Genomic DNA, 18663 nt, shown 5'->3' on the forward strand with positions numbered 1-18663 from the left:
CGGCCTTATCTCCCGGGAAGACCAAAATCTATGGCGATCGCGGTGCAATCGTCCTGGGGTGGATCGGGAGCGCCGAATGCTGCGAGGGCACCGAACAGCTTGTCGAGAAAATCGGTGTGGCCGCCTTTGTGATGGCGCATCAACCGTTCGAGCCCCGGCATGCCAAAAGCCTGCCCCCGGGGATTGAACGCCTCGACCAGGCCATCAGTATACAGCAGGAAACGGTCGCCGCGTCTGAAATGGAAACGGGCTTCGGCAATTTCCGTGTGTTCGAAATACCCCAATGGCGACCCGGTGGCAGCAAGATGAATGAGTTTGTGCCCGCGCCTTACCAGGGGTTGCACCTGACCATTGTTGATATAGCGCATTTCCAGCGTGGCAGGATCGATCACCCCGTAGAACAGGGTAGTGGAAAAAAAATGATCGAGCCGGTGGGAACGCCGGGCAAAGGAAAACAGAAAATCGTTGACCCGGGAGGCCATGTCCACAGGATCGCAGTTGTCGGCGGTGCCGCGATGTATGAACCCGTACAAAAGCGACATGATCACCGATGCCTGCAAACCATGACCGGTGACATCTCCGAGAAAGATAACCTCGCAGCCGTCGGCGAGCGGTATAAAATCGAAATAGTCGCCGCCAAGTCCACGGGCCATGCGGTTCTCGATACCGATACAGCACCAATTGCAGTGCGGCGACCCTTTGGGGAACAACAGTTGCTGAACCTCACTGGCCAGATCGAGATCTGCCTTGCTATGGAACTGCGTGGTCATCATCTCCGCCCTTGATTGATCCGCCCCGAGTTGAATCGGGCGCGCAACGCCGAAAGAGAAACGGCCGGCTCCCGCGGTCAAAAACCGCAACGACTGCCAGGCCGCCCTGTGTTTATTCTACCGCAATCCAGGGCGGTGATCAGCCCGGCTTGTCACTACCGAAATCCTTGAGGTTGGCATCCAGCAGATGTCTGGGCTGCACGTTGCCCAGCGCGCCGACAAGACTGCTGCGCAGATGCGGGATTTCCTGCGCCAGCTGGCCAATCAGCTGTTTCATACGGCGGCGGTTAAGGTCGGTGCGAACCTCTTCAGGACAACCGCAGGGAATGCTGGGCAGGTCGTTGTTCCGCGCAAAAGCGGCAACATCGCTTTCCTCCACATAGACCAGCGGGCGGATCACCGTATGTCGGCCGTTGTCCGCCAGCAGTCTGGCACTCATGGCGGCCAGGGTGCCGACAAAAAACTGATTGAGCAGCAGCGTCTCGATGAAATCGTCCAGATGATGCCCCAACGCCAACTTGTTGCACCCCAGCCGATCGGCTACCGAATACAAAGCACCCCGCCGCAACCGGGCACAAAACGCGCAAACAGACGACCCGGGACGCAATTTCTCCCGGATAATGGCAGCGCAATCGGTACGCTCCATGTGGTAGGCGAAGCCGTGCTCCTTCAGATGCGCTTCCATGATATCCGTACGATAACCGGAAAACCCGGGATCGACATTGACGGCAACCAGTTCGTAACGCACCGGCGCCCGGCGCCTCAAGCTGTCGAGAATATGCAGCAGGGTCCAGGAATCCTTGCCGCCGGATACGGCCACCGCGATTCGGTCCCCCTCTTCAATGAGGTTGAAATCCCCGATGGCCCTGCCGGCCAGTTTTTTTATCTTGCGAAACAGCTTATCTTCGACAATCGGCAAAACAGGCTCCTTCGTAGGGTTTGAATAGGCTGTTTTACGGCATTTCGCCCGGCAATGCAAGTCACTGCCAGGCCGCGCAGGGGATTCCGGCATGCGGGGCCAACAATCGAAGCTTATGAAAGATGGCGGATGTTAAAAAAAATGCCGCCCGGACCAGGGGTCCGGACGGCCAGAACAGGTTTCGGTGGTACGACAGGAAACACAAGACAGCCGGGGCAAAGGGGCCCACCCGGAAGGGCCCCCCTGCCTCGACCTGGCGAAAGCATCAGGCTTCCGCTTGTTCAGAAATTCCAGAATTCATCGATTTCTGCGTCGGTGAAATCCCAGATGGCATTGTGCGGAGGCACTGTCTCAAGAGAAAAGAACTCGGGCAGGCGGTCATCAGCGTTGCTCATGCCGGCGGCCAGATTGAATTCATGCTCCATCTTGAGAATTTTCTTGCCCAGCGCGACAACGCCGTCATTATCCAGCTCAATGCCGAAACGGGCGGCCACCATATCATTCAGCGCTTCGGCGCACTCGGGAATGTCGAGCATCGGGAAAGCCACGAAAACGCACATGCCGGTGCTGTCGATGACGGCAGTGCCGATCTGCAGATTGCGTGACAGCTCAACCTGGCCTTCCTTGCTCAGAGGATCGACGAAACCACCACATTTGAGAATATTGGTGGCGATGCAATAGCCCGAGGTATGGTCAGCACCCATGGTCGAGGTCGCATAGGTGATGCCGATGCCCTTGACCGAACGGGGGTCGTAGGCCGGGATCCCCTGATTTTTGACCACCGGAACCCGGGTCAGTCCGTAGGCTTGTCCGACCGAACCGGTACCGTTGCCGATAATGTGACCGAGCGGCGTGCCCTTGCCGACCTCTTCGCGCAGCAGGCGGATGGCCCCTTTACCGTCCCCCCAGGGGATGATGCCGGCCTCCATGACCACACCCATGGTGACCACGCCCTCGATGGAGTCGATGCCGATGTCATCCATGATATTGTCACAGGTAGCGATATCGTCCAGATCCTGGATGAGGCAGTCGGCGCCAAGTCCCCAGATAGTCTCGTACTCAAAACCGGAGGTAAGATAGTTGCCGTCCTTGTCGTTGTAGACCTGCGAGCACTGGATCATACATCCGGCATGGCAACCGTGCTTGGGGTGTCCCTTGCGCTCGACGATGGTGTCATGCATGGTCTCGCCGGAAATCTTGTCGTGATGATCGCACTGGCCGTAACGGAAGTTCTTGGTCGGCAGACCACCTGCTTCATGAAGGATATTGACCAGGATGTTGGTGCCGTAAGTCGGCAGCCCCTGACCGGAAACGGGATGATCCAGCAACGCCTTGGCAAACACCTTGGCGGCTTTTTTGAATTTCTCGGGATCGGCAATTTCGACCTTGCCGGCGCCGGTACCGTCGACGGTGATGCACTTGATTTTTTTGGAGCCCATGACCGCGCCCATGCCGCCCCGGCCATGAGACCGGATTTTGTGGTCGGGGTCCTTCACCGAAATGTTGGCCGCCGCCATGCGCTTTTCGCCGGGGATGCCGATGGACATGACGCCGACCTTGTCGCCAAAACGTTTTTCCATTTCAGCGATAACGGCGAAGTTCTGCATGCCGACCACCTCGGTCTCTTCGTGGATGGTTACGCCGTCCTTGTCCACGTGCAGCCGATACCATTTATCCTCGGCCGGACGGCCTTCGATAATCATGGCATGGATGCCGAGCTTGGCGAACTGCTGGGCGGTGGTTCCGCCGGAGTTGGATTCCTTGATGCCGTAGGTCAGCGGGCTTTTGCCGCCACAGGACATACGGCCGGAGTTGGCGGCCGGCGTGCCGGACAACATGCCGGGCGCAAACACCAGCTTGTTGTTGGGTCCCAGAGGATGGCAGGTCGGGACAACCTCGGATGCCACGATAGTGGTGGTCAGGGCACGACCGCCGAGGGTTTTCCATTCGGCCGGGACTTCCTCCGTCTTGACCGTCAGATCGGACATGTTGACGCGAACGATGTGCATAAAATCTTTCCTCCCCATGCGATAAATAAATGGAACGGAATTCCGGGCATATCTCCTTTCCAAGCGCGGGAGGCACCGCCGTTTCCAGCGGAACCCTTTGGCCGCCTGCCCTGGGGGCCTTCCCCTTAGGCAAGACTGGCTCGGAGACTGGCGCACATTGAAACGATCTCCGGCATCCGCAACGGCAGTTAAACACATCGGGACCAGATATATCGTTCGGGGGTTTTATAGCACAAGGAGCATCGGCCCGACAGGTGATCAATCGGGGATTTTAAGGGTATGAAAGCATACCCGATCAAACATAAATACGCCGGATAACCTGTTCGATGGTGTATACATTGGCGGGTCACATGCAGCCCATGGGAAGATTTGCCAGGCAGGCGAACAATGTTGCTCAGCCGGCATCTTCTTGGCCGGCAGAGACACGACGTCCGATAAGATAGGAGTGCAGGTTGACATTTTTGCCGCGCAGCCCCAGCTTGCGGCGGATGTTTTTCCGATGGGTCTGTACCGTTTCAAAGGCCAGATTCATGGCTTCGCAAATATCATTGGTGGAGCATCCGGCCTGAATGAACTGGCAGATGCGCATTTCGGTTCTGCTCAGTTTCATCAGCCCCGCATCGAGTTCCGCCGCGGTACCGCTGGTCAGGCCGATGAGCTGCTCCCGCACCAGGTCGATATAACTGGAGCGGATGGCCTCCGACGGTTCACTGGCAATGCGTTCCAGCGCCGGCAGCAGATGGGAACGGATGCGTCGCGCCAGGTTCTGCTCGAATTCCTTGCGCTGCCCGTCGACGCTCTTCATGACGTTGCGCAAGGTAACGTTCATCTCTTCCACCTGCTGTTTTTCCAGCCGCAGACGTCTTTCGAGGGCTTTCTGGCGGGAAATGTCCCGCACGATCACCGGCCAGAACAAGTGCCCGTCGATCTCGACGCGGGTTACCATAAAACTGGCCGGAAGCATGCCGCCGTCACAGCGCCGCACCTGCATTTCGGCGCTCATGCTCGATTCGCCAGACAGCGCCGCGACACAGGACATCAGCGTCCAGCGGCCGTGATTATCGATCAGATCCCTAAGATCCCGGCCAAGCAGTTGTTGCGGGTCGCAACCATAAATCTGGCCGGCGCGCTGGTTGGCTTTGACAATCCGGTAAGCGTCGCCAAGCAGCACAATGCCGTTGCCGACGGACTGAAAGATAAGGCGTAGCATTTTCTCGGAATTGGCCAGAGCCTGGGTCCGCTCCGCGACCAGCTTCTCGAGATGCTGACGGTTGTCGACCAGCCAGGTGATATCGTTGAGGATAAGGATAAATCCCCTTGGCCCGTCGGCATGGGGCGCATAGGCAACCAGCCGCAGATTGAACCACTGCCCGGACCGCGAAAGAAAAATCTCATGGTGAGTATCCGGCGCATAGGCGCGCAAGGCTGCCTCCAGATCAGCTGCGGGCAATTCGAGCAACTCCCAGAAAGGCACGCCACACCATGCATATTCGACAAAAAAATGCTCGGCGGCGGGGTTGAGCTGAAAAACCATTCCCTGATGGTCGGCGACCATGACCAGGTTGGTGGTGGCGGAGAAGATGCACTGCAATTGATGAAATTCAAAATCCTGCAGAAGGTTCTCCCCACCGGTCTGGTCGTGCCTGCCCCTTGCTCCGGCCTCATTCTTCGCATTCTGTACCATCTTCTCTGCCCTTTCTTGCTTCCCTTGCAGCCCCCGGCAGCATATCGGGAATCGTTCCGGACCGCAAGGCCCCGGGCCGTTGGCTGCGGCAGTTCCAGGCCCGACTTTTTTATTGACAAGAGCCAGACAAACATAAATAATTTGCCCTTAGCTGTTTCTTATTATTTACATCACACTTCTGATAATTTTCAGGTATTTGTTATTTCAAACTCTCGCCGCCCCACATGCCCCGATGCCGGGATGACTGCCATGAAAGATCCGGACAAACTGTTATGCATTCTGCGCCGCGATGGCTTCATCCTTGGCGGCAACCAGGCGTGGAAGCTCTTTCTCAAACATAAATTCGACCACCCTCCGCCTGCCTTCCTGCACGATATCCTGCTGCCCGAGCAGGAAAATCGTTGGCAGCGCGTTCTTGAAAAACTTCGCCGCCTGCCCGGCACCTCGGCGCTGTTCGCCTGTCGGGACCGGAGTGGGCAGGTCCGCTATCTCCATGGCCGCTTTTCAGCCGGCATGCCGGTTCTGCAATCCGCCATCCAGGCAAGTTTCCGCGATATCACCGCCCGCTATCGCAACAAACAACTGTGCCGGCAAAACCTGCGGACACTGGTTCGAATGGCGGCGAACACCCGCACCGCGGTGGCCCTGCTCGACGAACAGGGCCAGGTACGGCACTGGAGTCGGCATGCTGCCCGGCTTTCCGGATACAACCGATCCGAGGTGTATCGGCACCAGTTGCCGGCCATCCTCGCCCCCGAACAGCCAACGGCGATTGCACCTCTGCAAGTCGCCACGGAGCCAAACCGGAAAACGACCGCTTTTACGGAAGGCAGCCACACGCTGGTCTGCCGGCGCAAGGACGGGACGGTCAGATCCTTTGACTTCTGCGTCGCGCCGTTTTCCACGGGGCAGCGGAGCTATACGGCCGTTCTTTTCACCGAGACCGCGCAAATTTCCGTCAATCCCGGAAAAATTCCACAGCTTGCCTACTACGATCCCCTGACGGGCCTGCCCAGCCGGGCACTGCTGAAAGAACGTCTGCAGCAATCGCTGGCGGAAGCCAGGCGTTTCAAGCATCCGCTGGCGGTGCTGTTTCTGGACCTGGACCACTTCAAGCAGGTCAATGACAATCTGGGCCACGCCGTCGGCGATCAGGTCCTCAAACTGGCGGCAAAGCGTCTGCAGGACTGCCTGCGCGGCAATGACACGGTTGCGCGATTCGGCGGTGACGAGTTCATTGTAGTGTTGTCCGGCTTCCGTGAAGCGGAAAACATGCCGGGAATACTGCGAAAAATATTCGCCAGCCTGGCACCGGAATATTGCGTCGAAGGACACCGGATTCGCCTCAACGCCAGCATCGGACTGGCCCTTTTCCCCGAAGACGGCCAAAACCCGGAGCAGTTGCTGCGCCATGCCGATACGGCCATGTATGTGGCAAAAAAAGAAGCCGGCGACAGTTACCGGTTCTTTTCCCCGGAAATGAACCTTGCCCTGCTTGCGCAACTCGAACTCGAGTCGCAACTGCGCCAGGCTGTCGGCCGGAAGGATTTTTTTCTGCTTTTCCAACCGCGTCTGGATCTTCAAACCCGGCAGGTTGTAGCGGTTGAGGCGCTGTTGCGATGGCGGCATCCTGACGGCACGCCCCGCAATCCCGAATCCTTTCTGCCACGGCTTGAGAAATTGGACCTCATGGTTCCCCTCGGCGAAGGGCTTTTGCAACAGGCCTGCGAAACCTGCCGGACCTGGCAAGTGCCCGGCAGAGCCCCCCTGCCGCTGGCCATCAACCTGTCGGCAAGCCAGTTCGGACACCCCGGCCTGAAACAAGGTCTTGTCGCCGCCTTGCAAAATGCCAATCTGCCGGCGGCCTGCCTGCAGCTTGAAGTCGATGAATCAACCCTGCAAAATCATGAAAATTGTGCGTGCGATATCCTGCACGACATCGGCCAACTGGGACTGCACTGGGGCCTGGACAATTTCGGTCGGGACTATATCTCCCTGCAGAAACTGAAAGACCTGCCTTTTGATTACCTGAAAATCGACCGGCATTTCATCGGGGATCTGTCCAGTGACCAGAACGACGCCGCGATGGTCGGCGCTATTCTGGCCATGGCACGCAATCTGGGACTGACCCCCGTTGCCGAGGGCATTGAAACCTGGGCCCAGCATCACCTGCTGCTGGCAATGGGCTGCCGACAGGGGCAGGGGCACCTGTTCCTGAAACCCTGCGATAAAAACACCCTGGCATCGTTTCTCGACGACACCCCGGACCAGCCAGCGATGCCCTGCCGCACGGACCTTGCACCCCCTTCTGATACCGGGCCAGCCATCTGCATCGCACGGTAATTGCACCGCTAAAAAAGTGATTATCATTTGCCTTCTGGCTGCAAAACCACTAAATTATCAGAAAAGCCATGCACCCGCCTCGGCAGCAAGGAGTTCACGTGAAAAAGAAAAAAGCAATGGATATCAGTCTGACCGGAGACCTCTGGTTCAGGAAATCCGGGCAGGAATTTCTTGGCAGCCGCCGCATCCAGCTACTGGAAAAGGTCGGCGAGCTGGGCTCGATCACCAAGGCCGGCAAAGCGGTCGGCATCAGTTACAAAACGGCCTGGGAGCAGGTGGAAATGCTCAACAACCTTTCGGACCGCCCGCTGGTCGTCAAAACCACCGGCGGCCGAGGAGGTGGCGGCACCCGGCTGACCGAGGCCGGCGAGGAAGTCATCCGTCGTTTCCGCTTGATTCAGCAGGAGCATGAACGATTTTTGAACTCCATCGGCAACCATTTGCAAGACGGCGAGGGGTTTTACCAATTTCTGAGGAAAATCAACATGAAAGTCAGTGCCAGAAACATCTGGTCCGGCGACATCGCGCAAATGCAAAAGGGGGCCATCAACACCCTGGTAACCGTGGCCCTCAAAGGTGGCGACCATATCTGCTCCCTCATCACCAATGAAAGCGTCGAGTCTCTAGGCCTTGAAATCGGCGCCCCGGTGGTGGCCATGGCCAAGGCGCCGGCGGTGATGGTCATCAAGGAGCTTGGCAAGGCCCGGCTCAGCGCCTGCAACATCCTGCAAGGCACGGTCCAGCGCATTATCGAAGGGCAGGTCGACTGCGATGTCACCCTCGAGCTGCCCGGTGGCACCACCGTCAGCGCCACCCTGACCCTGGCGAGCGATCAGAGTCTCGACCTGCGTGAGGGGGATGAAGCCTGGGCGGTCGTGCAGGAATCCAGCGTCATTCTCGGAGTCGTCTGACCGTTGCGGTCCCGGCATGCCGACGGAGGGCAACGGCCGATGAATGAAATCCGCGTTCGCAGCTATGACGAACTGCAGAAGGAGCTGTTTGCCGACTCATGGAACCGGGATATCGGTCGGTTTCGCTCGCGGTTCGCCTTTCGCGGCCTGTCGGATGCGCGCTATGTCCTGAAAACGACCCTGATGCGCCTCGGCGGCCCTTACGCCACCCTGGAGCGTCACCTGATGCGCAACTTCAAAAAGTACGCGCATCGTTCGGCCGTGGACGCCGACGCCTTCTGGAACTGGATGTCGGTGGCCCAGCATTACGGATTGCCTACCCGGATGCTCGACTGGACCTATTCGCCCCTGGTGGCGATGCACTTCGCCACCGCCAACATCTGCAAGTTTAACCTTGACGGCGCCATCTGGGCGGTCAATTACGTCAAGACCCACCAGCTCCTGCCGCAACCGCTGCGCGACCGGCTCGAAGCGGAAGGAGCCAACGTCTTTACCGTCGAAATGCTCAATGAAGCGATCCCCAGCCTGCAGGACCTGCAGGCTCTGTCTCGCGACAATGCCGCCCTGTTTCTCGAACCACCATCCATGGAAGACCGCATCGTCAACCAGTTTGCGTTCTTTTCGGTGATGTCCGACCCGCAGCGAACCCTGTGTGATTTTCTCCATGAACATCCCGGAATCTGGCGCAAAATCATCATCCCCGCCGAGTTGAAGTGGGAAATCCGCGACAAACTCGATCAATCCAACATCACCGAGCGGGTCATGTTCCCCGGCCTCGACGGACTGAGCCTCTGGCTGAAACGTCATTACAGCCCCCGCTGTATCGAGGAATGCGAGCTGTTGCAGGGAATCGAGGCACAGCTGCCTCGGCACGGCGCATGATTTTGCCTGCCATCTGCCTTAGCCTTCCGCCCTGGGTTGCCGACATGCTGCCGCCGCCCGACCAGGTCTTTACCTCGCCCGAAAGCCGCATGACGTTGGCCCTTACGCTGGCACAAAGCAATATCCGCCATGGCACAGGGGGGCCCTTTGGCGCTGCGGTCTTCGACCTTGACAGCGGTCGGCTTATTGCCGCCGGTGTCAACATCGTCACCGCCGCCAACTGCTCCGTGGCCCATGCCGAACTCATGGCGCTGATGACGGCGCAGCGCCTCATTGGCTGCTTTTCCCTGCTTGCCGACGGCCGCAACGTTGAACTGACCAGCAGCACCGAGCCCTGCGCCATGTGTCTCGGCGCCCTGCCCTGGGCCGGCATCCGGCAACTGGCCTGCGGCGCCCGCGATGCCGACGCCCGCGCGGTCGGCTTCGATGAAGGCGACAAGCCGTCAAACTGGCCGGATCTCCTGGAAAAGCGCGGTATCCGTGTATTGCGGGACATCTGCCGCGACCAGGCAGTGGCCGTGTTGCAAGAATACCGGCGACGCGGAGGGATAATTTATAACGGGCAGGTATGAGGGGCAAGGGGCAAGGTGGCGGGACGCTAAAGGCCTAACTGCTTGCTTCTGCGCGGTTATCAACAGAAAAGCCTCGCCGGGCAGCGGGGCTTTTCTGTTGATATGACCTGTTGAGGCGCTTACAGCTGGTGCCGAACGATTTTGCCTTCGACGAGATACAGGGTATCCTCGGCAATGTTTGTGGTCTGGTCGGCAATCCGTTCCAGGTATCGGGAAATGACCAGGTAGCAGATCAGGCCGTGAATCCTGTCGGGATGCTGCTTGATCTGTTCGATAACCAGACCGTAGGTTTCGTGGTGCATCTGATCGACCTCGTCATCGAGGCTGATAACCTCCCTGGCCAGGTGCGGATCGAGATTGACCAGTGAATCGAGGCCTTTTTTGACCATGTCGTGAACCTTGGCCGACATGGTGACAAAATCGAAGGGGGGCGGCGTCCGTTCCATCTGCTGCAGATCGATGACCCGCTCGGCGATATTCACCGCCAGGTCGGCGATGCGTTCCAGGTCGTTATTGATTTTAAGGATGGAAACAATGAATCGCAGGTCGTTGGCTACCGGCTGATGAAGCGCCAGCACCTTGAGGCATTCTTCCTCGATATCGACTTCGGTCTGATCGACCACAACATCCCCGCCGATCACCTGCCGCGCAAGGGTGCCATCCATCCGGTTAAGCGCCAGCACCGAACGTTCAAAGCTTTCCTCGACCATGGCGCTCAAGGCCAGCAATCTTTTTTTGAGATTCTCTATTTCCCGCGCTATGTGCATCCTGTCCTCTATCTGTCTGGGGGGTATTCATCCGGCAAATCCGGACAAACACTGGTTGTTTGCCAAAAGCTTTGCGGTTTTCTGCCCCGGCCCGGCACCGCGGGTCATCCAAAGCGGCCGGTGATGTAGTCTTCGGTCTGCTTGTGCAGCGGCTTGACAAACAGGTGCTCGGTGACGCCGAACTCCACCAGCACCCCTTCGAACAAAAAGGCGGTATAGTCCGACACCCGGGCCGCCTGCTGCATGTTGTGGGTGACAATGATAATGGTGTATTTTTCCCGCAGGTCGCTGATCAGTTCCTCGACCCGGGCGGTGGACTTGGGATCGAGCGCTGAACAGGGCTCGTCCATGAGCACCACCTCCGGATTGACAGCAATAGCCCGCGCGATACAGAGGCGCTGCATCTGGCCACCGGACAGACCGAGGGCCGACTCCTGCAGACGGTCCTTGACTTCATCCCACAACGCCGCGTGGCGCAAGCTTTTTTCGACGGTTTCATCAAGCAGCGCCCGATCCTTTATCCCGGCGATGCGCAGGCCGTAGACAACGTTTTCATAAATCGATTTGGGGAAGGGATTGGATTTCTGAAAAACCATGCCGACCCGGCGGCGCAATTCGATAACATCCATGGCCGGCGTGTTTACTTCCGTACCATCGAGCAGAATGCTGCCTTCGACACGGCCGCCGTCGACCAGGTCGTTCATCCGGTTGAGACAGCGCAGCAGCGTCGATTTGCCACAACCGGAAGGCCCGATCAACGCCGTAACCTTATTGCGGGGAAAATCCAGGTCAATGCCGTGCAAAGCCTTGGAACTGCCATAATAAAAGGCCAGATCATTGACCTGAACGATCGGATCCGTCACCGTGACGGCACGTGTTTCACTCATAGCCTCACCTGATTTAAAAAGTTCCGTAAGTATAGCGTTTTTTCATCTTGTTGCGCAGGTGGATAGCCACGCTGCTCATCACCAGCACAATCAGCACCAGCAGCAAGGTGGTCACGAAAACCATGGGCTTGGCTGCCTCGACATTCGGCGACTGAAAACCGATGTCATAAATGTGAAATCCCAGATGCATGAATTTGCGGTCCAGGTGCAGAAAGGGGAAACGCCCATCCAGCGGCAAGGCCGGCGCGATTTTGACTACACCGGTGATCATCAGCGGCGCGACCTCGCCGGCGGCGCGGGCCATGGCCAGAATCAGGCCGGTCATGATGCCGGGCGAAGCCATGGGCAGCAGAATCCGGGTCAATGTCTGGAATTTGGTGGCGCCGAGTGCCAGAGATCCTTCCCGCACGCCATTGGGGATGGCGCCCAGGGCCTCCTCGGTGGCTACGATTACCACCGGCACCGTGAGCAGCGACAGCGTCAGGCTTGCCCAGAGGATGCCCCCGGTGCCGAAGGTCGGAGTGGGCAGCTGCTCGGGGAAAAACAGGCGGTCGATGCTGCCGCCGATGCCATAGACGAAAAATGCCAGGCCGAAAATCCCGTACACGATGGACGGGATTCCGGCCAGATTGTTAACGGCGATGCGTACCATGCGCACCACCAGCCCGTCACGGGCATATTCGCGCAGATAGATCGCCGCCAGCACGCCCAGGGGAAAGGAAAACAGGCTCATGACGAAAATCAGCATGACTGTGCCGAAAATGGCCGGGAAAAGTCCGCCTTCGGTGTTCGACTCACGGGGCTCATCAAACAGAAGTTCCGCCAGTCGGACCGCGTAGTAGCGTACCTTGCTGAAAAAAGACATGCTATTGGGCCGGTAAAACCGCACAAGCTCCAGAAGCGGCAGGGTCTTTTCGCGCCCCGATACATCGGCGAAGGTGGCCGTATGGGCAAGCAGACTGGCGGTCAGTTCCGACTGGACCTGCAGCAGCTCCTCAAAATCCCGGTGTAACACAGACTGCTGCCGTTCCAGTTCCAGAATCGCCGGATCCTGCGCGGTGCGGCCACGGAATAAAAGATCCCGCTCTTTTCGAGCCATCCGGTCCATGCGTTGGTTGAGGGCCGTGACCCGCTCTTTAAGCGCCGCCAGCTCTTTTTTCTTATCCATCACATGGCGATGCGCAAGGCGCAGGGCCTCCAGCGGCGTCGCGCCGCTCACCCCTGTTCGAGCCACATCGCTCAGGGCGATCAGTCGTCCGTAAAAATTCCCATACTCCATGCGTTCCAGCGCCAGGGTATCCCCGGCATAGTCGAGATCAGCGATAGCGGTCTCATCCACCCACCGGAAATCCAGTCCGTAAAGATCCCGGTTGCCGACCTTGAATTGCAGTCGTTCGCCCCGGCCTTCATAAACCGGCTCGCGACGCACGATCTCGCCCATGACCATGCTGCCGTCATCCAGGGTGGCGGTGGCCACCCGTGACGGCCAGAACACACCAAGCCCGTTGACCAGGACCACGACAATGAGGGTCGCAGCCATCAGCAGCGTGATCGAAAGCGCCGCGGCGGTCAGCCAGACGCAGGGTTCCCCATTTTTCCAGAATTTGTTCATGTCAGATCCTGTCAGAACCGGCCGTATTTTTTCCGCAGGTGCTGGCGAACCAGCTCGGCCACGGTATTGAGCACAAAGGTCATCACAAACAGCAGGACGGCAGACAGAAACAGCACCCGGTAAAGCGTGCCGCCCACCGGCGCTTCGGGTATTTCCACCGCGATATTGGAGGACAGCGGCCGCATGCCGTTGAAGATGCTCCAGTCCATGATGGCGGTATTGCCTGTTGCCATGAGGACAATCATGGTCTCTCCGATGGCACGCCCGAAGCCGATCATGGTGCCGGCAAAAATTCCCGGGCTACCGGAAGGCAGAACCACCCGCCAGACCGTTTGCCAGCGACTGGCCCCCAGGGCCAGGGAAGCGGCCTTGAGACTGCCCGGGACATTGGACAGCGCATCCTCGGCAATGGTGAAAATAATCGGTATGACGGCGAATCCCAGCGCAAAAGCGATGATGATATTGTTGCGCGCGTCGTAACGGATGCCGGTTTCGCCAAACAACCAGAGTTTGAAATTGCCGCCGAACAGAGCCGCTTCCGCCACCGGCCCGAGCTTGATGGCGCAAACCACCGCGGTCACCAGCACCGGCGCCAGAAGCAGAAATTCCACACCGCGATCGAGCTTTTTAAAACATGGATGTTTACAGACGACCTGCCATAGAAGAATCGACGCCAGCAGAAACACAGGCACAAAGGCCAGGCTCATGAACAGGGCCGGAATCGATTTTTCCAACAGGGGCGCAAACCACAGGGCTGCCAGAAAACCGATGATCACCGAGGGGATCGCCGCCATTACCTCCACCGCCGGTTTAATCATGCCGCGCAGGCGGGGATTGGCAAACTGGCTGGTATAAATGGCGCCGAAAATGGCCAGCGGCACGGCAAACAGCATGGCATAAAAGGTCCCCTTGACGGTGCCGAAAATAAGGGGCGTGAGACTCATCTTCGGCTCAAAATCGTCCGTCGCGGCGGACGACTGCCAGACATGCGCCGGCCTGTCATAACCCTCGTACCAGACCTTGCCGAACAGGGTCTTCAGACTGACTTCCGGATGGGGACTTTGCAGGCGCCACAGGTAGGCCATGCCATCGGCATCGATACCGAACAATCCCCGTCCGTCGGATGACAGGCAGCTGTGCAGCAACGGCTTGCCGGCAGCAATACGCAGCAGGTGACGCTCGCTGGTCATGTGATCGAGGTGCAGAACGCCGTCGGCATTGAGGCTGACCAGAGACTTGTTGCGCAGCGAAGGATAGATGGTTTTCACGGCGGAGGGGTGGCTGGACAGGGTATGAATGCGCTGCAGATGTTTTTGGCTTTCTCCCGCGGACCCTCTGACCGGGAACCAGGTGGAAAGCCCGCCTTCGGCGTCGCCGACAGCCAGCGAAACATCCCCGAAAACCAGGGCCAGCGCGGTAATTGCGCGCCTGCTGGCATAGGCCGGCAAGCGATCCACGAGCACGGCGTCGCCAGCCTCGGAAAGATCCCAGCGCAGCAGGGTACCCTGATCCGTTCCGGCGTAAAAGGTATGTCCGCTTTTGTCAAAGGCAACTGCGGTAATCGCTTCGTCCGGATAGCCTGAAAGGGTAAATGCATGGTTCAGCGATTCGGTTTCACCGAACAGGTTCTCAGTCTCCAGCTGTTGCCGCACCAGCAACCGGCCGTCCTTCAGCAAAGCTACCTGGCTGCGCCGACCGTCATCGGCCAGCCGCACCCGGGCCCGGGAAACGACACCGTCAGCCGGGGGCGCGAAGCAAGCCAGGCGTACAACCTCCTGTCCCTGAAGACGCTGCCCCTGCTCGTCGAAACGGGTCGTAAAACGCACCTGCTCCAGCGTCTGGGTACCATCGGACCACAGAACGCCGAAAAATAACCCGGCGAAGCGCTCGACGCTGCGCACCGATGCCCCGGCCGTGGGAGGCGGCAGGCTGATTCTTTGACCGATATCGCCATGCGGTGGCGCAAGAAAAAGCACCATTCCGCTTTGATCCACCACAAAGGGGTGTTCCAGATAATCGTCCAGGCCCGCTTCAACAAGGTGCTTTGCCGGCATCGATGCCGGCAGGGGAAACTGGGCAACCAGCTCGGCGCGCGCCTTCGAAAACAAGGGAAGGCTGACCCGGGCGATAAGAAACAGGATCAAAACAACACTGCAAATAATGCCCATGCCGCCCACGGTTATGACCAGCCGCGCGATACGATCCCTTCGTTTTACCCGCTTGAGGATTTTGTGATTCATCGATGCCTTACCTATGAAAATCCGGTCAAAACGCAATGGTGCCTGCCGGTCCCCGGGACCGGCAGGCTTCAGCGAGGTGCCATCCGGCGGATTGCCGATCAGGAAAAACGACTCACTTCAGAGCCTGGAGCTGTTTGGCTGCCACATCCGCCGGCAGAGGCAGGTAGCCATCCTTGACCACGATTTCCTGACCCTCTTTCGACAGGACATATTTCAGAAATTCCTGGACGTTTTTAGGCAGCGGCTTGTTGGGGGCCTTGGCCACATAGAGGTAGAGCATGCGGCCCAGCGGATAATGGCCATTCAGAACATTTTCGTAGTTGGGTGCGTATGCCTTCGCGCCAGTTTCCTTGGAAAGGGCGATAGCCTTGACCCCGGAGGTTTTGTAACCGATGCCGGAATAACCGATACCGCCACGGTCTTCGGTGACCGACAGCACGACGGAGGCCGAACCGGGCTGTTCTTTGACGATATCTTTGTAATCGCCTTTGAACAGGGCTTTTTCCTTGAAATAGCCATAAGTACCCGATGCGCTGTTACGACCGTAGAGGCTGATCGGCTGCCGTGCCCAGGAACCGGTCAGGCCGGCCTGTCCCCAGGTGACGATATCCGAGGGATACCCTCCCTTGCGGTTCTTGGAAAAAATCGCGTCGACCTGTGACAGGGAAAGGCTGCCGATCGGGTTGTCCTTGTTGACGTAGACAGCCAGCGAATCGAGGGCGACCCCTACCATGGTCGGTTTGAAGCCGTGTTTTTTCTCGAAAGCCTCGATCTCTTCCCGCTTCATCTTGCGGGACATGGGCCCGATCTGCGCGGTGCCTTCCACCAAAGCCGGCGGTGCGGTGCTGGAACCCTTGCCTTCAACCTGGATATTGACATTGGGATAGTTTTTGCGAAACCCTTCGGACCACAGCGCCATCAGATTGTTCAGGGTGTCCGAACCGATGGAGTTCAGGTTGCCCGACACACCCTGCACCTTGGCGTATCCGCCAAGCCCGGGATCCACCTTGATGGTTTCGGCGTGCCCGCCCACCGCCACCAGCGGCACCGCGACCGCAGCGGCCAACACCATGCCAACGGCTTTTTTCCATCGCTTGCTTGCATCGATGCTCATTTCATTTTCTCCTTTTGGCAATTTGTAAATGCTTTTGACGATCCGAGGAAAACTTTTTTGCGTCTGAAACGAGCGTCATTCTGGTTGCCAAATGTTAGCGTCCTATTAGCGGCCCATGAAGAGTTCGCAAGCGTGATGCGGCACGATCCCGACACTGCAGACCTTGTGGTCCGCTTCACAGGGCGCGCAACACAATGGAAAAGGTGCTGCCCTGCCCCGGCACACTGTCAACCGTCACCCTGCCATGGTGGGCCTGAACAATATGCTTGACGATGGACAACCCGAGTCCGGTGCCGCCGACACGACGGCTGCGGGCCTTGTCCACCCGGTAGAAACGTTCAAACAGGCGCGGCAGGTGTTCCTGCCCGATGCCGCACCCCTGGTCCCGAACGCGGATGGTGACCTGATCTGCGTCGCGTTGGGTCTCGATCCACACGGTGCCACCGGCATCGCTGTATTTGATGGCGTTATCCACAAGGTTGATCACCGCCTGCTCCAGCAGCGGCGGATTGATGTCGGCTGTTATTTCAGGGGCACACGACAGCACCAGCTCGATCCCCTTGTCCCGGGCCTTGATATCGCAGGCGTAAATGGCCCCCTGCAGCACCGGCCGCAGCGACGAAGGCACCAGTTCGATCGCCTTCTCGTTCTGGTTCTGCTCGATGCGGGACAGATCGAGCAGGTCGTCGATAATGGCATTGAGCCGCTCCGCCTGCTTGGCAATGATGCCGAGAAAACGATCCGCATCCTCCCGACGATCCATGGCGCCGCCCATCAGGGTTTCCACCGAGCCCTTGATGCAGGTTATGGGGGTTTTCAACTCATGGGACACATTGGCGACAAAATCCCTGCGGAGGTTCTCCAGGCGATGCAGCCGGGTGACATCGTTGAGTACGACAACCACTCCGAGCCTTTTCCCTTCTCCGTCCTGCAACAGCGTGCCATGGGCCTGAAGGTGGCGATCCCCCGTGGCTGCGGGCAACAGGATGTCGCCTTCCACCGGCACCCTGCTGGTCAGAACCCGCTCCACGAACCGCTGCAGGTCGGCCTTGCGCACAACTTCCTGAATCCGCCGGCCCTGCACCGCCTCCGGCGACACCTGGAAAAGCTCTGCCGCGGCACGGTTCAGATGAATGATGCGCTCGTCGTTATCGAGCGCCAGAACTCCTTCCGCCATACTGGTCAGAACCGCCTGCTGTTCGTTGCGCTGCCGGCTAATGGTGCGGATACGATCGTCGAGCTGAGCAGCCATCAGGTTCATGGCGCCGGCCAGGGCGCAAATCTCCCGGGACCCCGTGGCTGGCAGCCGGTTACAGAAGCGGCCCTGGGCAAATTCCTCGGCACCGCGCTTCATCATCTCCAGGGGTCGGCTCAGCCGGCGTGACAGAAACCAGCCGACCACTGCGGCGGCGAATGCGACCAACAGACCGCTGAAAACGATCTCGCGCATGACTTTTTCGAGGTTCCAGTGGATATCCTCCACAGCCCGGGCAGCGCGCACGGCACCGACAATCCGATCCCCACTGCGTATCGGCACCGCCACATACATCATGTTCTGCTGCAGGGTGCGACTGAAATGCACCATGTCCGCCCGTTGGCCGCGCAACGCTTGCGACACCTCCGGCCGCCCGGCATGATTCTCCATTCTGCCCGGATCTTCGAGAGAATCGCCAACCACTTCACCGGAAAAAGCGATGGCCGTAAAGCGGGTGCCCGCTCGCGTGCCAAGCTCCTTGCAGAGGCGGTCGAGCGCAACCTCATCTTTTGCGAGCAGCAAAGGGCGGATCCGCTCCTCGAACAACACCGCCCTGATTTCGAGATCCGACTTGACCTCGTTCAGGTAAAACAGGCGCAATTCCCGGGAAAAAAACCAGTACGCCGCAATCATCGCCAGCAGAATTACCAGGATGTAAGACGGGTAAATCTGCCAGAACAATGGCCTTCTTCGCATAA

The 18663-nt window shown here is 58.6% G+C and carries 14 protein-coding genes and 1 riboswitch; of the genes, 4 read left to right on the top strand and 10 right to left on the bottom strand.

What is annotated here, in order from left to right; translation table 11 throughout:
- Window positions 1-5: 5 nt before the first annotated feature.
- The 4 genes from A6070_RS12345 to A6070_RS15460 all read right to left on the bottom strand — a co-directional run bounded on the left by A6070_RS12345 (window position 6) and on the right by A6070_RS15460 (window position 5382).
- Window positions 6-773: a PP2C family protein-serine/threonine phosphatase gene (locus A6070_RS12345; RefSeq protein ID WP_235605460.1), complete on the bottom strand. Its 768-nt coding sequence runs from the start codon at window positions 771-773 to the stop codon at window positions 6-8.
- 136 nt (window positions 774-909) lie between these two features.
- A complete protein-coding gene (gene ttcA, locus A6070_RS12350; RefSeq protein WP_072286042.1) occupies window positions 910-1689 on the bottom strand; it encodes a tRNA 2-thiocytidine(32) synthetase TtcA in 780 nt (259 codons plus the stop codon).
- Window positions 1690-1970: 281 nt separating this feature from the next.
- Entirely contained in the window at window positions 1971-3698 is a 1728-nt protein-coding gene (locus tag A6070_RS12355) for an aldehyde ferredoxin oxidoreductase C-terminal domain-containing protein (protein WP_072286044.1), read from the bottom strand.
- A 36-nt stretch (window positions 3699-3734) separates the two neighbouring features.
- A riboswitch (molybdenum cofactor riboswitch) is annotated at window positions 3735-3856 on the bottom strand.
- Between the two features lie 236 nt (window positions 3857-4092).
- Window positions 4093-5382: a PAS domain S-box protein gene (locus tag A6070_RS15460; RefSeq protein ID WP_072286045.1), complete on the bottom strand. Its 1290-nt coding sequence runs from the start codon at window positions 5380-5382 to the stop codon at window positions 4093-4095.
- A 249-nt stretch (window positions 5383-5631) separates the two neighbouring features.
- Between A6070_RS15460 and A6070_RS12365 the strand changes: the two genes are divergently transcribed.
- The 4 genes from A6070_RS12365 (at window position 5632) to A6070_RS12380 (ending at window position 10090) form a co-directional block, all read left to right on the top strand.
- Window positions 5632-7725, top strand: a complete 2094-nt coding sequence (locus tag A6070_RS12365; RefSeq protein WP_072502096.1) for a putative bifunctional diguanylate cyclase/phosphodiesterase — start codon at window positions 5632-5634, stop codon at window positions 7723-7725.
- Between the two features lie 98 nt (window positions 7726-7823).
- Entirely contained in the window at window positions 7824-8636 is an 813-nt protein-coding gene (locus A6070_RS12370) for a TOBE domain-containing protein (RefSeq protein ID WP_145926360.1), read from the top strand.
- A 39-nt stretch (window positions 8637-8675) separates the two neighbouring features.
- The gene (locus A6070_RS12375; protein WP_072286048.1) at window positions 8676-9518 is read left to right on the top strand and encodes an FRG domain-containing protein; all 843 of its coding nucleotides are present in this window, start codon (window positions 8676-8678) and stop codon (window positions 9516-9518) included.
- Window positions 9515-10090, top strand: a complete 576-nt coding sequence (locus tag A6070_RS12380) for a nucleoside deaminase (protein ID WP_072286050.1) — start codon at window positions 9515-9517, stop codon at window positions 10088-10090. Before A6070_RS12375 ends, A6070_RS12380 begins: the two co-directional genes overlap by 4 nt.
- Before the next feature lie 119 nt (window positions 10091-10209).
- Here the strand turns inward: A6070_RS12380 and phoU are convergent, their stop codons facing one another.
- The 6 genes from phoU to A6070_RS12410 all read right to left on the bottom strand — a co-directional run bounded on the left by phoU (window position 10210) and on the right by A6070_RS12410 (window position 18661).
- The gene (phoU, locus tag A6070_RS12385; RefSeq protein WP_072286051.1) at window positions 10210-10857 is read right to left on the bottom strand and encodes a phosphate signaling complex protein PhoU; all 648 of its coding nucleotides are present in this window, start codon (window positions 10855-10857) and stop codon (window positions 10210-10212) included.
- A 104-nt stretch (window positions 10858-10961) separates the two neighbouring features.
- Window positions 10962-11744 carry a phosphate ABC transporter ATP-binding protein PstB gene (pstB, locus tag A6070_RS12390; RefSeq protein WP_072286052.1) on the bottom strand — a complete coding sequence of 261 codons (783 nt, stop codon included), beginning with the start codon at window positions 11742-11744 and terminating at the stop codon, window positions 10962-10964.
- 13 nt (window positions 11745-11757) lie between these two features.
- The gene (pstA, locus tag A6070_RS12395; RefSeq protein ID WP_072286053.1) at window positions 11758-13356 is read right to left on the bottom strand and encodes a phosphate ABC transporter permease PstA; all 1599 of its coding nucleotides are present in this window, start codon (window positions 13354-13356) and stop codon (window positions 11758-11760) included.
- Window positions 13357-13367: 11 nt separating this feature from the next.
- On the bottom strand, window positions 13368-15596 hold the full coding sequence (locus A6070_RS12400; protein WP_072286054.1) for an ABC transporter permease subunit: 2229 nt from the start codon (window positions 15594-15596) through the stop codon (window positions 13368-13370).
- A 112-nt stretch (window positions 15597-15708) separates the two neighbouring features.
- Entirely contained in the window at window positions 15709-16710 is a 1002-nt protein-coding gene (locus tag A6070_RS12405; RefSeq protein ID WP_083558469.1) for a PstS family phosphate ABC transporter substrate-binding protein, read from the bottom strand.
- A gap of 175 nt (window positions 16711-16885) precedes the next feature.
- Entirely contained in the window at window positions 16886-18661 is a 1776-nt protein-coding gene (locus A6070_RS12410; RefSeq protein WP_072286055.1) for an ATP-binding protein, read from the bottom strand.
- Between the last annotated feature and the right edge of the window lie 2 nt (window positions 18662-18663).

The sequence above is a fragment of the Syntrophotalea acetylenica genome (assembly GCF_001888165.1).
GTDB lineage: Bacteria > Desulfobacterota > Desulfuromonadia > Desulfuromonadales > Syntrophotaleaceae > Syntrophotalea > Syntrophotalea acetylenica.